The organism is Devosia sp. A16 (assembly GCF_001402915.1).
Lineage (GTDB): Bacteria > Pseudomonadota > Alphaproteobacteria > Rhizobiales > Devosiaceae > Devosia_A.
Window position 1 is genome coordinate 1804073 of the sequence record NZ_CP012945.1, and the last position, 12751, is coordinate 1816823.

Sequence of the window (12751 nt, forward strand, 5' to 3'; positions counted from 1 at the left end):
AAAAGCTCACCCATCGAGGTCTTCCTCGAAGATGCGCTCGCTGGCGCCCCTGAGATCCTCATACTGGCCCGACCGCAGCGCCCACAGGAAGGCCGCCAGCGCGGCGAGCCCCATCAGCACCGCGATCGGAATGAGAAGGGCGAGTCCGCTCATGCCACACGCTCCTCGGTCACCAGGCGGCCGACAGGCTCCGGCCGGGCCGCACGGCGCGCAAAGCGCAGCCGCAGGGCGTTGGCGACGACGATCACCGAGGACGAGGACATCGCGACGGCGGCGATCAGCGGGGTCACCTGGCCGCAGACGGCAAGCGGCACGGCGATGGCATTGTAGCCCACAGCCAGCGCAAGGTTCTGCGACACCAGCCGCGCCGCGCGCCGCGCCGTGCCAACCACGAACGGCACGGCCCCGAGATCGTCACCGGCAAACACGAAGTCGGCGGCGCTGCGCCCGATATCGGCCGCCGAGCTGGGTGCCATCGAGACATAGGCCGCCCGCAGCGCCGGAGCGTCGTTGATGCCGTCGCCCACCATCATGGTGCGCCCTTGCGATACCGCCTCGACCTTCTGTTCGGGCTTGAGCTCGCCCTGGGCGACATCGATCCCGACGGCCGCTGCGATCGCGTCGACCGGACCCTGCCGGTCGCCCGAAACCAGGCGCGATGCGAGCCCGAGGCGCCGCAGTTCGGCGATGCTCTCGCGGGCGTTTGCCCGGGGCGGGTCGCTGAACCGATAGCTGGCCCTGAGCGCCCCGTCGGCGGCGAGACAAACCTCGGTGAGGGCCCCCGCCCCTGCATCGGGCAACCCGCACCAGTCGCGACTGCCCAGCCGCCAGCTGACGCCGCCCACCACGCCTTCGATCCCGCGACCGGCGCTCTCGCGCACCACGCCGGCGAACGGCCGGCCGTGGCCGATATGGGCGGTGAGCGCCCGCGACAGCGGGTGGGTACTGACCGAGGCGAGGGCGAACGCCACCTCCTCATCCGCTGGATCGGCGACGTGGCTCTCGACCACTTGTGGCCGCCCTTGGGTGAGAGTGCCGGTCTTGTCGAAGGCCACCGAGGTGATCTCGGCGGCACGTTCGAGCGCCGCGCCGTTCTTCATCAGGATGCCGCGTTCGAACAGCCGTCCGGCCGCCACCACGTGGACGATCGGAACGGCAAGCGCGAGGGCGCACGGACAGGTGATGATCAGCACCGCCACCGCATTGAGCAGCGCCATATGCCAGTCGCCGCCCACGAGCCCCCAACCGAGAAAGGTGGAGAGCGCAACGGTATGCACCACCGGGGCATAGATCGCGGCGGCCCGGTCGGCGATGCGCCGCGGCCGGGTGCGGGCATTTTCGGCGGCATCCATCATTGCAGCCATCCGCGCGAGGAAGGAATCGGTGGAGCCGCGCAAGGCGCGAAGCTCCACCGGTGCACCCAGGGTGTTGGCCCCCGAAACCACCTCCCCTCCCGCGGCGATCAGCTGAGGGGCGGTTTCGCCGGTGATGATCGAATAGTCGAACGCCCCTTCGTCCGAGGTAACGATCGCGTCGACCGGAACCCGCTCCCCGGCCTTCAGCTGCAGCTGCATGCCCGGCGCGATCTCGTCCAGCCGCAGGTACTCGCGACGCCCATCGTCGTGGATGCGGGTGGCGCCGCGGGGCTGCAGCCGGGCCAGCCCGACGATGGCGCTGCGCGCCCGCTCGCGCATCAGGTGGTCGAGCGTGCGCCCGATCAGCAGGAAGAACAGCAGGCTGGTCGAAGCATCGAAATAGGCGTGGCGGCCCGATTGCAGGGTCTCGTACAGGCTGAGCGCCGTGGCGAGGATGATGCCGATCGAGATCGGCACATCCATGTTGGTCTTTCCAACCTGCAGCGCGCGCCAGGCGGAGCGGAAGAAGATGCGTCCGGCATAGGCGATGGCTGGCAGGGCGATGATCGCCGAGAGCCAGTGAAACAGGTCACGCGTGGCGTCATTGGCGCCCGACCAGACCGACACGGAAAACAGCATGATGTTGCCGGCAGCGAAGCCCGCGACACCCAGCGCCCGGAGCAGTTCGGCCAGCACCGGATCGCCCCCGCTCTCTTCGGCGGGATCGAGCACATAGGTATGATAGCCGCTGCGGCGGATGGCGGGAGCAAGCTCGGCGGCGCTGCCTGCTTCGGGGTCGAACGCCACACGCACGCGGCGCGCTGTGAGGTTGACGCGCGCTGCGACAACCTGCGGCAGCTCGAGCAAGGCCGTCTCGATCGAGCGGATGCAGGCAGCGCAATGCGCATCGGGAACCGCGAACTCGAGCTGGCGTCGGCCGTCGCCCAGCGGGCGGCTGAGCGCCAGCAGCGCCTGCCCGTCGGCTTCGATGGCAGCCGGCTCGTCGACGATGCTGTGGGCCCCGGGAACACAGCAGCTCATGGCGCCTCTCCCGCGATGCTGAAGCGCTCGTGCAGTTCGAATGGGCCGAGCGGCGTGTCATCGATGGTCACCCGCGCTTCCCAGACGCCGGGCCCGAGGTCCACCGGGCCGGTATAGACGCCATCGGCCCGGCGAACGAGCGTCACCGCCTGGTCATCGTGCCCGCCCACCGGTCGATTGATCTGCAGCACCGGGGCACCGAGCTCGATCGGGCTGCCATCGGCGCCGCGCACCTCGAGCAGCGCCGCCCCGCCGGCATAGCCCAGGCTGGCGCGCCAGCCGGCCTGCTGTTGCGCCAGATGCGCCAGCCGCCTGGTCTCGAACTCCTGGCTTGCGACATAGGAGTTCTGCACCACGAGGCCGGTCCAGCTGACCGAGGAGATGACGGCCATGGTGATGTTGACGGCGATGACCACGCCGAAAAAGGCGACGATGGTCAGCAGCATGTGCCGGCCGGTGAATTCGCCGCGCCGGGCGCTGGGACTGCCGGTCATCTGCGCTGCTCCGGAACTTCGAACGTGGTCTCGACGCTGCGGCTGATGCCGGCTTTTTCGTCGGCGACCACGATGTCGAACGTGGTCTTGCCGGCAGGCAGCGCCTCGGGGGCCACCCGCACGTAGAGCCGCAGCGGCAGCACCTTGTCGGGCGCCAACGTCAGATCGAGGCTGCCGCTCGTCGCGGTGCCGCTGTCGGCCAGCGACAGGCTGCCGCCCGGCAGGCGGTCGAGCCGCAGCCTCACTTCACGCGGCTCCGGCGTCATGTTCAGCACCTTGACGTCGTAGCCGTTGCGGATCGAGCCGTCGCGCAGCTCGACATAAAGCGGGTTGCGGTCATGCAGCACGTTGAGCGACAGCGGCGTCCGCAGCGCCAACGCCGTCAGCATGGCGAGGCCGATAGCCGACCAGCCGATGAAATAGACGATGGTGCGGGGACGGATGATCGAGTGCCAGTCGGTGCGCTTGATCGCGGCGACGAGCCGGCCGGTGGCGGGGTCGCGCACCCGGGCCGGTTCCACCGCCGGGCCGCCGCGGGTGGCGAGCGCCATGTTGCGGCTGTAGTCGCTGAGCGTCGCGTAGGAGATGAGGCCGCGTTCCTTGCCCAGCCTGGTCATCACGTCGTCGCACGCGTCGATGCACAGCGCGCAGGTGATGCACTCGAGCTGCTGGCCATCGCGGATGTCGATCCCCATCGGGCAGACGACGACGCAGGCGTTGCAGTCGACACAGTCGCCCACCGGCTTGCCCTCGGCGATCGCCTTCTTGGCATGGCGGGTGCGCGGCTCGCCGCGCCAGTCGTTGTAGGTGACGGTCAGCGAGTTCTCGTCAAGCATTGCCCCCTGGATGCGCGGCCAGGGGCACATATAGGTGCAGACCTGCTCGCGCAGCAGGCCGCCGAACGTGTAGGTGGTGGCCGTCAGCAGGGCGATGGTCGCATAGGCGACAAACGGGGCCCGGAGCGTCACGACGTCGCCGAGCAGGGTGGGTGCGTCGGCGAAGTAGAAGATCCAGGCGCCGCCGGTCATCACACCGATGACAAGCCAGACGACGTGCTTGAGGCTGCGCTTTGCGAGCTTGGCGGCCGACCACGGCGCCGCATCCAGCTTGATGCGGGCGTTGCGGTCGCCTTCAATCGCCCGCTCGACGACCAGGAACAGGTCGACCCATACGGTCTGCGGACAGGCATAGCCGCACCAGGCGCGCCCCACCGTCGAGGTGACGAGGAACAGCCCGATCCCGGCCATCACCAGCATGCCTGCGACGTAGTAGAATTCCTGCGGCCAGATCTCGATGAACAGGAAGTAGAACCGCTTGTTGGCGAGATCGACCAGCACGGCCTGGTCGGGCGCGAACGGCCCGCGATCCCAGCGCAGCCAGGGCGTCACGTAGTAGATGCCGAGCGTGATCAGCATCACCAGCCACTTGAACCTGCGGAACTGACCGCTGGCGCGCTTGGGAAAGATCTTCTTGCGCGGAGCGTAGAGCGGTTGGCGGCGCCCGGCGGCGTTCACCGCTTCGACGTCGTAGGTCTGAGTGTCGGCGCTGTCCGCTTGCATCTGGGATTCCGGAACGATCTGGGTTGGTTGTTGCACGGCGTGGGCAAGCAGCTTTGATCTGGGTCAGGAGGGAGGCGCTTGCGGTCGCCCCCCTCCCCCCTTGGTGGCTTGGCGCCTGAGCGCTATTGGCCGCCACCGAGACTGTGCACATAGACCGCAAGTTGCCTGACCGCCGTATCGCCCAGGCGGGCGCTCCAGGCCGGCATGACGCCGTGCCGCGGCCGGTTGACCTGGGCGCGGATGGCCTCGAGCGTTCCGCCATAGAGCCAGACGTGGTCGTTGAGCGACGGCCCGCCCAGTTCCGGCATGCCCGCTCCGCTCTCGCCATGGCAGCTGGCGCAGTTATCCGCGAACAGCTGCTGGCCGGCCGGGCTCGCCTCGCCGCCCTCGATGCCGGAGAACGATGCGACCTGCTTCGCCACCCGGTCGACATCCTGGGCGCTCAGCAGTCCGTCCACGCCGAAATTCGGCATCACGTTGTAATGGGTGTCGGGGTCGGTGGGCGAACGCGCGCCGTGCGAAATGGTCGCGTAGATCTGCTCGATCGTGCCGCCCCACAGCCACTCGTCGTCGTTGAGGTTGGGATAGCCCGCGCTGCCGGTTGCGCCGGTGCCGTGGCATTGCGAACAATAAACCTTGTAGAACGATTTCCCGCCCGCCCGGGCAAAGCGCGCCAAGGCCTCGTTCCTGGGGAGGTCGGCGACCGGCGTCGTCGCCACCGCCTGCAGCATGTCGCCCTGCGCCGCCTTTGCCGCCGCGAGGTCGGCATCGAGCGCGGCCCGGCTCGAATAGCCGAGCACCCCGGTGGTTGCCGACGAGATCATCGGCCAGGCCGGAAAGGCAATGGTGTAGCCCAGCGCGAACACGATCGTGCCGTAGAACGTCCACAGCCACCAGCGTGGCAGCGGGTTGTTGAGCTCCTTGATACCGTCCCATTCGTGGCCGGTGGTTTCGACGCCGCTGAGCTTGTCGATGTCCTTGTCGCTCATCGACCGACCTCCCGGTCCCGGGGCGCGCCGTCGTCGAGCGGAATGCGGGCGGCATCGCGCGCGTTAGCCCGCGCCCCGGGGCGCACCAGGAAGAACACCACGGTGAGGAAAATCGCCATCATGTAGAGCAGGCCCCAGCTGTCGGCGAAATGTCGGAGCGCGTCGTAGAGTGCGGTTGGCATGGTCTGGCTCGCTTAGCGGTAGTTGGCCTGGGCGTCGTAGGTCGAGAAATCGACCAGCGTGCCGAGCATCTGGAGATAGGCGACCAGCGCATCCATCTCGGTGATCTGTTTGGGGTTGCCGTCGAAATCCTCGGCGCGCACGTTGCTGTAGCGCGCGACCAGCCCCGAGGTGTCCGCCTCCGGCGTCGCCTGGGCGACGAGGTCGCGTTCCGCGTTGGCGATCGCCTCCTCGCCATAGGGCACGCCCACGGCGGCATTGGCCTTGAGGCTGGCGGCGGTGTTGCGGGTGTCGAGCGGGGTCTCGGCGAGGAACCCGTATTTGGGCATGATCGACTCGGGCACCAGGGCCTGGGGGTTGGTCAGGTGCTCGACATGCCACTCGTCCGAGTAGCGGCCGCCGACCCGCGCCAGGTCGGGCCCGGTGCGCTTGGAGCCCCACTGGAACGGATGGTCGTACATCGACTCCGCCGCCAGCGAGTAGTGGCCGTAGCGCTCGGTCTCGTCGCGGAACGGGCGGATCATCTGGCTGTGGCAGGTATAGCAGCCCTCGCGGATATAGATGTCGCGCCCCGCCAGCTCGAGCGGGGTGTAAGGGCGCATCCCCTCCACCTTTTCGATGGTGTTCTGGAAATAGAACAGCGGCGCGACTTCGACGATGCCGCCGATGCACACCACCACCAGCGACAGGGTGAGGAGCAGCGTGGCGTTGCGTTCGATGACGCCGTGCTTGCCGAGAATATCCATGGTTCGCGCGCTCCTATTCGGCCGGCTGCAGCTGGGTGGTGAGGATCGGACGCTCGGTGCGGACGCGGCCGCGAATGGTCATCCAGATGTTGAAGGCCATCACCAGTCCGCCGGCGAGGTAGAGCATGCCGCCGAAGGCCCGAGCGATGTAGTAGGGGTGGAGCGCGGCGACCGTCTCGGCGAACGAGTAGACGAGGAACCCCTCGGCATCGTACTCGCGCCACATCAGGCCCTGCATGATGCCCGAGACCCACATCACCGCCGCGTAGATCACGATGCCGGTGGTGGCGAGCCAGAAGTGCCAGTTGACCATGCGCGGCGAGTAGAGTTGCCGGCGCCCCCACAGCCGCGGCACCATGAAATAGACCGCCGCGAACGAGATCATGCCGACCCAGCCGAGCGCCCCCGAGTGCACGTGGCCGATGGTCCAGTCGGTATAGTGGCTGAGCCCGTTCACCGACTTGATCGACATCACCGGACCTTCGAAGGTCGACATGCCGTAAAAGGCGAGGGCGATCACCATCATGCGGATGATCGGGTCGGTGCGCACCTTGTCCCAGGCGCCGCGCAGCGTCATCAGCCCGTTGATCATGCCGCCCCAGCTGGGCATCCACAGCATGATCGAGAACACCATGCCGAGCGTCTGCGCCCAGTCGGGCAGCGCGGTGTAATGCAGGTGGTGCGGACCGGCCCAGATGTAGAGAAAGATCAGCGCCCAGAAATGGATGATCGACAGCCGGTAGCTGTAGACCGGGCGCCCCGCCTGCTTGGGCATGTAGTAATACATCATGCCCAGGAAGCCCGCGGTGAGGAAGAAGCCGACGGCGTTGTGGCCGTACCACCACTGGGTCAGCGCATCCTGCACCCCCGAGAACAGCGAATAGCTCCTGGACCCCAGCAGGCTCACCGGCACGGCCAGGTTGTTGACCACGTGCAGCATCGCGATGGTGACGATGAAGGCAAGGTAGAACCAGTTCGCCACATAGATATGCGGCTCCTTGCGCTTGATGATGGTGCCCAGGAACAGCACCAGGTAGGCGACCCAGACGATGGTCAGCCACAGGTCGGTGTACCACTCGGGCTCGGCATATTCGCGGCTCTGCGTGATGCCGAGCAGGTACCCGGTCGCGGCCATGACGATGAACAGCTGGTAGCCCCAGAACACGAACCAGGCGAGGTTGTCGCTGATCAGCCGGGCGCGCGAGGTGCGCTGCACCACGTAGAAGCTGGTGGTGAGCAAGGCCGTGCCGCCGAAGGCGAACACCACGGCCGAGGTGTGGAGCGGCCGCAGGCGGCCGAAATTGAACCACGGCCCGAAATTGAGCTCGGGAAAGGCCAGCTGCAGCGCGATGACCACGCCGACCAGGAAGCCGACGCACCCCCAGAATACGGTGAGGATGGAGCCGATGCGGATCGGCGCATCGAAATAGACCGCCCCGTCCGGGCTGGCGCCATCAGCCGCCGCGGGAACGCGCTCGGGCTTGCGCATCAGGATGATTGTGGCGACCCCGAGCACCGCGGCGATGATGCCCCAATGGGCCGTGAAGGCCGCGTCCTGTCCTAACCCGGACAGGACCAGCGACAGGAACGTCGCCCCTCCCAGGACGATGATCCAAGGCAGATTCTGCAAAGCGGCCCCCATAGTGCTGCATCTCAACACCTGCACCCTAGGGACGCCCGCCCCGAAAATTTTGATCCAGATCAACGCCTCCGGAGCCGGCGCGGCCTTTGCTCCCCAAATCACACGAGGCGGAGCGAAGGGTTCGGCGAATGCAGGTCCAGAAAATGCACGGCGAGCGGCTGGAGGCGGCGCTGCGCGAGTCCTTCGCCCAGCAACTGGCGCTCTGCGACGTGCTCGAGGAGATTGCCGATTCCCTGCCCAATGCTCTGAGCCATCAGCGCTGCCTGAGAGCGGCTCAGGTGATCGGGCCGCTGCTCCGCAGCGCCCACCAGGCCGAGGAGGCAACCCTCTTTCCCCGCATCCTCGCAGCACATCCCGACGGCAGGACGGTGGTCGAGCAGTTGCGGCTGGAACACCTCGAAGACGAGTGCTTCGCCGAAGAGGTACAATACGAACTGCAATTGCTCGGCTGCCGGCAGCCGCTGCTGGCGCCCGAAGCGACTGGCTACATGCTGCGCGGCTTCTTCGAATGCCTGCGCCGCCATGTCCGGCACGAACATGAGCTGATGACCAGCCTGCCGCAGGCCGCCGCCAGGTGACCGGAACGTCGGGAGGGCGCCACCACAAGGGCCTTTGACACAGGTCAAGCCGCCCCCGCGGGCGCAGGGCAGGATGTGCCGCTGTCGAAGCCAACAGCTGACGGGGTGCATCATGCTGCAAAAAGCCGACGTCGCCGAAGTTCTGCGCGCCGAAGCGAAGCGCGGGCGGCACGGCACGCTGCTCCGTCTCGCCATCGGCGCCGGGGTGATCCTGGTGATTGCGGCGGGCGTAGCGGTGCTGTTCTCGAGGCTGGGCAGCGGCTCGACGGCGTACGAGACCACGACGGTATCGCGGGGCGACATCCTGGTCGAGCTCACTGCTACCGGCACCCTGGTGCCGACGCGGCAGGTGGCCGTTTCGAGTTCGCTCACCGGCACCATCGCCTCGGTGGATGTCGACTACAACCAGCCGGTCCGCAAGGGCCAGTTGCTCGCCCGGCTCGATCTGCGCCCCTTCGACCTGCAGGTGCGGCGGGCCGTTGCCACGGTCGACATCCAGCAGGCCGCCCGGGATACGGCGCGCGCCGGGCTCAGTGATGCCGAAGCCGCCTGGCGCCGAACCAGCGACCTCGCCGCGGGTAAAGTCGTCAGCACTGAGAGTCTCGAACTCGCCACCACCGCCCTGCAGCGCGCGCGGGCCAGCCTGGCAGCCGCCCAAGCTCAGTTGAAGGCTGCCGAGGCCGATCTCGCCGGCGCCAGGGACAACTACGACAAGGCCAACATCGTCGCCCCCATCGACGGGATCATGCTGGATGTGAATGCCGAAGTCGGCGAGACGATCAACGCCGCCACGCTCGCCAGCTCGCTGTTCCTCATCGCCAGCGACATCCGCCGCCTCGAGCTCGAGGCGGATATCGACGAGGCCGACGTGGCGCAGATCAAGGTTGGCGACGCGGCGAGCTTCACCGTCGAGGCGATGCCCGACCGGCCGTTCGGGGGTGTCGTCCGCCAGCTGCGCACCGGCCCTACGGTCAGCAACGGTATCACCAGCTACAAGGCGGTCATCGCCGTGGACAATGCCGGTCTGCAGCTTCGGCCAGGCATGACCGCCACGGCGAACATTTCCACTGCCGAGGCAAAGGGCGTGCTGACGGTCCCCAACGCCGCGCTGCGCTTCGCCCCCGATGAGGCCTCGGCGGCAGCCGCGTCAAACGACAGGGCCTCTCGCGTCTATGTTCTGAGAGCCGGCGCGCCGGTGGCGCTCGCGGTGACGAGCGGGCTGACCGATGGACAGCGCACCGAGATCAAGCCGGGCAGCCTTGTCGAGCAGGACCTTGTCGTCGTCGGAAAGAAGACTCGATGAGCGCGCCTTCCCCTCCCCTCGTCGAGTTCGGCGGCATCACCAAGGTCTATGGCACCGGCGAAGCGGAAGTCCGGGCACTGGACGGCCTCGACTTCCGGGTCGAGCGCGGGGAGTTCGTCGCCGTCATGGGGCCGAGCGGCTCGGGCAAATCCACCGCCATGAATATCGTGGGTTACCTCGATACGCCGACGGGCGGCAGCTACCGCTTCGATGGCGTACCGGTCGCCAAGGTGAGCCGGCAGCAGCGCACTCTGCTGCGCCGCAACTTCGTAGGCTTCGTCTTCCAGGGTTACAATCTCCTGCCGCAATCCAGTGCGCTGGAAAATGTCGAACTGCCGCTGATCTACCGCGGCGTGTCCGGCGCCGAGCGGCGAAAGCTGGCGCGCGCCGCGCTCGCACGGGTCGGCATGAATGGTCGCGAACACCACCTGCCCTCGCAGCTGTCGGGCGGGCAGCAGCAGCGGGTGGCTATCGCCCGCGCCATCGTCACCAACCCGCTGCTGCTGCTCGCCGACGAGCCGACGGGCAATCTCGATACCGAGCGGGCGACCGAAGTGATGAAGCTGCTCGTCGAGCTCAACCGTCAGGATGGCGTCACCATCATCATGGTGACGCACGAGCCGGACATGGCCGTGTTCTGCAGCCGCCAGATCCGCATCGTCGATGGCCGCGCGGCGGCCGAGCCCACCGCAAGGATACGGTCCGATGCTGCTTGAGACGGTGAGGCTGGCTCTCGAGGCCATCTGGCGCAACTCGCTCCGTTCGCTGCTGACGCTGCTTGGCGTGACCATCGGGGTTGCTGCGGTGATCTCGATGGTGACGCTCGGGCAAGGGGCAACCGCGGAGGTCAACGGCTCGATCTCCAGCCTGGGCAGCAACATCGTCATGGTGATCCCCGGCCGTATGGTGATGCAGCGCGGGGTGGTGGCGGAGAGCTTCAAGATGGCCGACTCGCAAGCCATCGCGCGCATGATCGACGGCATCACCGCAGTGGCGCCGATCGCCTCGCGGGCCCTGACCGCTACCGCCGGCTCCTCCGACTACCAGGTCGACGTCAACGGGGTCGACACCAACTTCTTCAAGGTCGTCACCTCGTACAGGATCGCCTTCGGCCGCGGCTTTCGCGAAGGCGAAATCGCCTCGAGCGCCCCGGTCTGCATCATCGGGCCGGCCGTGGCCAAGCACCTGTTCGATACGCCCGACCCCGTCGACCGGCAGTTCCGGCTGCGCCGCTTTTCCTGTTCCGTCATCGGCGTGCTGGAAAGCCAGGGTTCGGTATTCGGCCAGAGCCGCGACGATTCCGTCTTCCTGCCGATCACCACCTTTCAGCGTCGCATTGCCGGCAATACGGACGTGGCGGCGATCTACATGGCCGCCGGTTCCGAGGCCGCCATCCCCACGATCGAGGCCGACGTCACCGCGCTGATGCGCGACCGGCGGCATCTCGCCAGCAGCGACGAGAACGACTTCAGCGTCACCGACATGAGCCAGATCTCCTCGACCCTGGGAACGGTGATGGGCGTGCTGACCGGCCTGCTCGCCGCGATTGCCGGCATCAGCCTCGTAGTGGGCGGAATCGGCATCATGAACATCATGCTGGTTTCGGTTACCGAGCGCACGCACGAGATCGGCATTCGCCTCGCCATCGGCGCGCGCGAATCCCAGGTACTGGCGCAGTTCCTGGTCGAGGCGATCGTGCTGTCGATGCTCGGTGGCCTGCTGGGTATCGGCCTCGGCCTGGGGCTGTCGATGATCGCGGCGCAGCTGCTCGGGGTGCCGTTTGTCGTCGACGCCGGCGCCGTCGCCATGGCCTTCGGCTTCTCCGCCCTGGTGGGCGTCGCCTTTGGCTATTTCCCGGCCCGCAACGCCGCCCATCTCGATCCGATCGAGGCACTGCGCCGCGCGTGAGCCGGGTCCCGGTTGACGTGGATCAAGAAGGGTCGAGCAGCGTGGAGACGCTCTCATGCCGACATCGGCGTTTCTGCAGTCCTTCATCCTCTCGGCATTTGACTGAGATCAAGCTCGGATCACCCGCCGGCGATAAGTTGCGGCGTCGGCCTGGGCTTCATGATGGGTCCATGAGTGCGGAGAACGCCAGTGAGTGAAATGTCTCGGGTCAGCAATGCCTTCCAGGTGTTCATGCAGGAAGCTCCGGCTCAGCAGCGGGCCTGGCTCGACGCCGTGCAGAAGCTGGCGGCAGCGTCCGCGCTCGACCCCAAGACGGAGGAACTCGTTTACATCGGGATCCTGGCTGCCATGCGGCTCGAGAGCGGGTTGCCGTTTCATGTCGTGGACGCCAAGAGCAAGGGCGCCACGCGCGATGAGATCGTCAGTGCAATCCTGGCGGGCCTTCCGGCCGTCGGCAACGCCGTGGTCCAGGCCTTGCCGGTAGCACTGGCCGCCTATGATGCAGGCTAGGCCGCGGCCCGTCGCCGCCTCACGCTGCGACACCGCCGCCCGGCGATGGATGGCATGGCCCCCCATGGCTCCTCACGGTAGGGAATCGCGCACCCGGCGGCGCACTCGGCTGGCGTTGCCGATTGTTTCGATGGGCGTTGACCGCCGGAAATACCTTAGGCAATTCAACGAACTGACACCGAAGTGTCCGCAAACGGACATTCCGTATCCAACGTCCGGTAACTTGACGATACTGGGGCTCGAGGCTCGTGAAAAAGCGGGCCCGGCCGCGTCCTGATCCAAAGGGGACGCGAGAACGGTACAGTTGCGAAGTGGACGCGAAGAAACTGTCCCGTTCTGCCAGCAGCGGGTGCTCTGAAGCCGATAGCCTCCAGAGCACCCGCCTGTTCGGATAGGTTGTGGACGCGATCCGAGCCAAACCAGCTTACGCGATTGCTGCTCGATAA

General features: G+C 67.1%; 13 protein-coding genes. 5 read left to right on the plus strand and 8 right to left on the minus strand.

What is annotated here, in order from left to right:
- Positions 1-6 precede the first annotated feature (6 nt).
- The 8 genes from ccoS to ccoN all read right to left on the minus strand — a co-directional run bounded on the left by ccoS (position 7) and on the right by ccoN (position 8006).
- Complete coding sequence (gene ccoS, locus APS40_RS08740; protein WP_055046677.1) at positions 7-153, minus strand: cbb3-type cytochrome oxidase assembly protein CcoS; 147 nt, start codon at positions 151-153, stop codon at positions 7-9.
- On the minus strand, positions 150-2396 hold the full coding sequence (locus tag APS40_RS08745; protein WP_055046678.1) for a heavy metal translocating P-type ATPase: 2247 nt from the start codon (positions 2394-2396) through the stop codon (positions 150-152). Before APS40_RS08745 ends, ccoS begins: the two co-directional genes overlap by 4 nt.
- A complete protein-coding gene (locus APS40_RS08750; protein WP_055046679.1) occupies positions 2393-2890 on the minus strand; it encodes a FixH family protein in 498 nt (165 codons plus the stop codon). The genes APS40_RS08745 and APS40_RS08750 overlap by 4 nt, the downstream gene beginning before the upstream one ends.
- Positions 2887-4449, minus strand: coding sequence for a cytochrome c oxidase accessory protein CcoG (ccoG, locus tag APS40_RS08755; protein WP_055046680.1), 1563 nt, complete (start codon positions 4447-4449; stop codon positions 2887-2889). The genes APS40_RS08750 and ccoG overlap by 4 nt, the downstream gene beginning before the upstream one ends.
- 122 nt (positions 4450-4571) lie before the next feature.
- A complete protein-coding gene (gene ccoP, locus APS40_RS08760; RefSeq protein WP_055046681.1) occupies positions 4572-5438 on the minus strand; it encodes a cytochrome-c oxidase, cbb3-type subunit III in 867 nt (288 codons plus the stop codon).
- Positions 5435-5620 (minus strand): cbb3-type cytochrome c oxidase subunit 3, encoded by a 186-nt coding sequence (locus APS40_RS08765; protein ID WP_055046682.1) that lies wholly within the window; start codon positions 5618-5620, stop codon positions 5435-5437. Before APS40_RS08765 ends, ccoP begins: the two co-directional genes overlap by 4 nt.
- A gap of 12 nt (positions 5621-5632) precedes the next feature.
- On the minus strand, positions 5633-6364 hold the full coding sequence (ccoO, locus tag APS40_RS08770) for a cytochrome-c oxidase, cbb3-type subunit II (protein ID WP_055046683.1): 732 nt from the start codon (positions 6362-6364) through the stop codon (positions 5633-5635).
- Positions 6365-6377: 13 nt separating this feature from the next.
- On the minus strand, positions 6378-8006 hold the full coding sequence (ccoN, locus tag APS40_RS08775; protein ID WP_055046684.1) for a cytochrome-c oxidase, cbb3-type subunit I: 1629 nt from the start codon (positions 8004-8006) through the stop codon (positions 6378-6380).
- Positions 8007-8134: 128 nt separating this feature from the next.
- Between ccoN and APS40_RS08780 the strand changes: the two genes are divergently transcribed.
- The 5 genes from APS40_RS08780 to APS40_RS08800 all read left to right on the plus strand — a co-directional run bounded on the left by APS40_RS08780 (position 8135) and on the right by APS40_RS08800 (position 12305).
- Entirely contained in the window at positions 8135-8584 is a 450-nt protein-coding gene (locus APS40_RS08780) for a hemerythrin domain-containing protein (protein WP_055046685.1), read from the plus strand.
- 112 nt (positions 8585-8696) lie between these two features.
- Positions 8697-9887, plus strand: a complete 1191-nt coding sequence (locus tag APS40_RS08785) for an efflux RND transporter periplasmic adaptor subunit (RefSeq protein ID WP_055046686.1) — start codon at positions 8697-8699, stop codon at positions 9885-9887.
- Entirely contained in the window at positions 9884-10603 is a 720-nt protein-coding gene (locus APS40_RS08790; protein ID WP_055046687.1) for an ABC transporter ATP-binding protein, read from the plus strand. Before APS40_RS08785 ends, APS40_RS08790 begins: the two co-directional genes overlap by 4 nt.
- Entirely contained in the window at positions 10593-11795 is a 1203-nt protein-coding gene (locus APS40_RS08795; RefSeq protein WP_055046688.1) for an ABC transporter permease, read from the plus strand. Before APS40_RS08790 ends, APS40_RS08795 begins: the two co-directional genes overlap by 11 nt.
- A gap of 198 nt (positions 11796-11993) precedes the next feature.
- Positions 11994-12305, plus strand: a complete 312-nt coding sequence (locus tag APS40_RS08800; RefSeq protein WP_055046689.1) for a carboxymuconolactone decarboxylase family protein — start codon at positions 11994-11996, stop codon at positions 12303-12305.
- The last annotated feature ends 446 nt before the right edge of the window (positions 12306-12751 follow it).

Coding starts and splice junctions, on each gene's coding strand:
- ccoS (WP_055046677.1), bottom strand. CDS start 153: ATGAGCGGACTCGCCCTTCTCATTCCGATCGCGGTGCTGATGGGGCTC.
- APS40_RS08745 (WP_055046678.1), bottom strand. CDS start 2,396: ATGAGCTGCTGTGTTCCCGGGGCCCACAGCATCGTCGACGAGCCGGCT.
- APS40_RS08750 (WP_055046679.1), bottom strand. CDS start 2,890: ATGACCGGCAGTCCCAGCGCCCGGCGCGGCGAATTCACCGGCCGGCAC.
- ccoG (WP_055046680.1), bottom strand. CDS start 4,449: ATGCAAGCGGACAGCGCCGACACTCAGACCTACGACGTCGAAGCGGTG.
- ccoP (WP_055046681.1), bottom strand. CDS start 5,438: ATGAGCGACAAGGACATCGACAAGCTCAGCGGCGTCGAAACCACCGGC.
- APS40_RS08765 (WP_055046682.1), bottom strand. CDS start 5,620: ATGCCAACCGCACTCTACGACGCGCTCCGACATTTCGCCGACAGCTGG.
- ccoO (WP_055046683.1), bottom strand. CDS start 6,364: ATGGATATTCTCGGCAAGCACGGCGTCATCGAACGCAACGCCACGCTG.
- ccoN (WP_055046684.1), bottom strand. CDS start 8,006: ATGGGGGCCGCTTTGCAGAATCTGCCTTGGATCATCGTCCTGGGAGGG.
- APS40_RS08780 (WP_055046685.1), top strand. CDS start 8,135: ATGCAGGTCCAGAAAATGCACGGCGAGCGGCTGGAGGCGGCGCTGCGC.
- APS40_RS08785 (WP_055046686.1), top strand. CDS start 8,697: ATGCTGCAAAAAGCCGACGTCGCCGAAGTTCTGCGCGCCGAAGCGAAG.
- APS40_RS08790 (WP_055046687.1), top strand. CDS start 9,884: ATGAGCGCGCCTTCCCCTCCCCTCGTCGAGTTCGGCGGCATCACCAAG.
- APS40_RS08795 (WP_055046688.1), top strand. CDS start 10,593: ATGCTGCTTGAGACGGTGAGGCTGGCTCTCGAGGCCATCTGGCGCAAC.
- APS40_RS08800 (WP_055046689.1), top strand. CDS start 11,994: ATGTCTCGGGTCAGCAATGCCTTCCAGGTGTTCATGCAGGAAGCTCCG.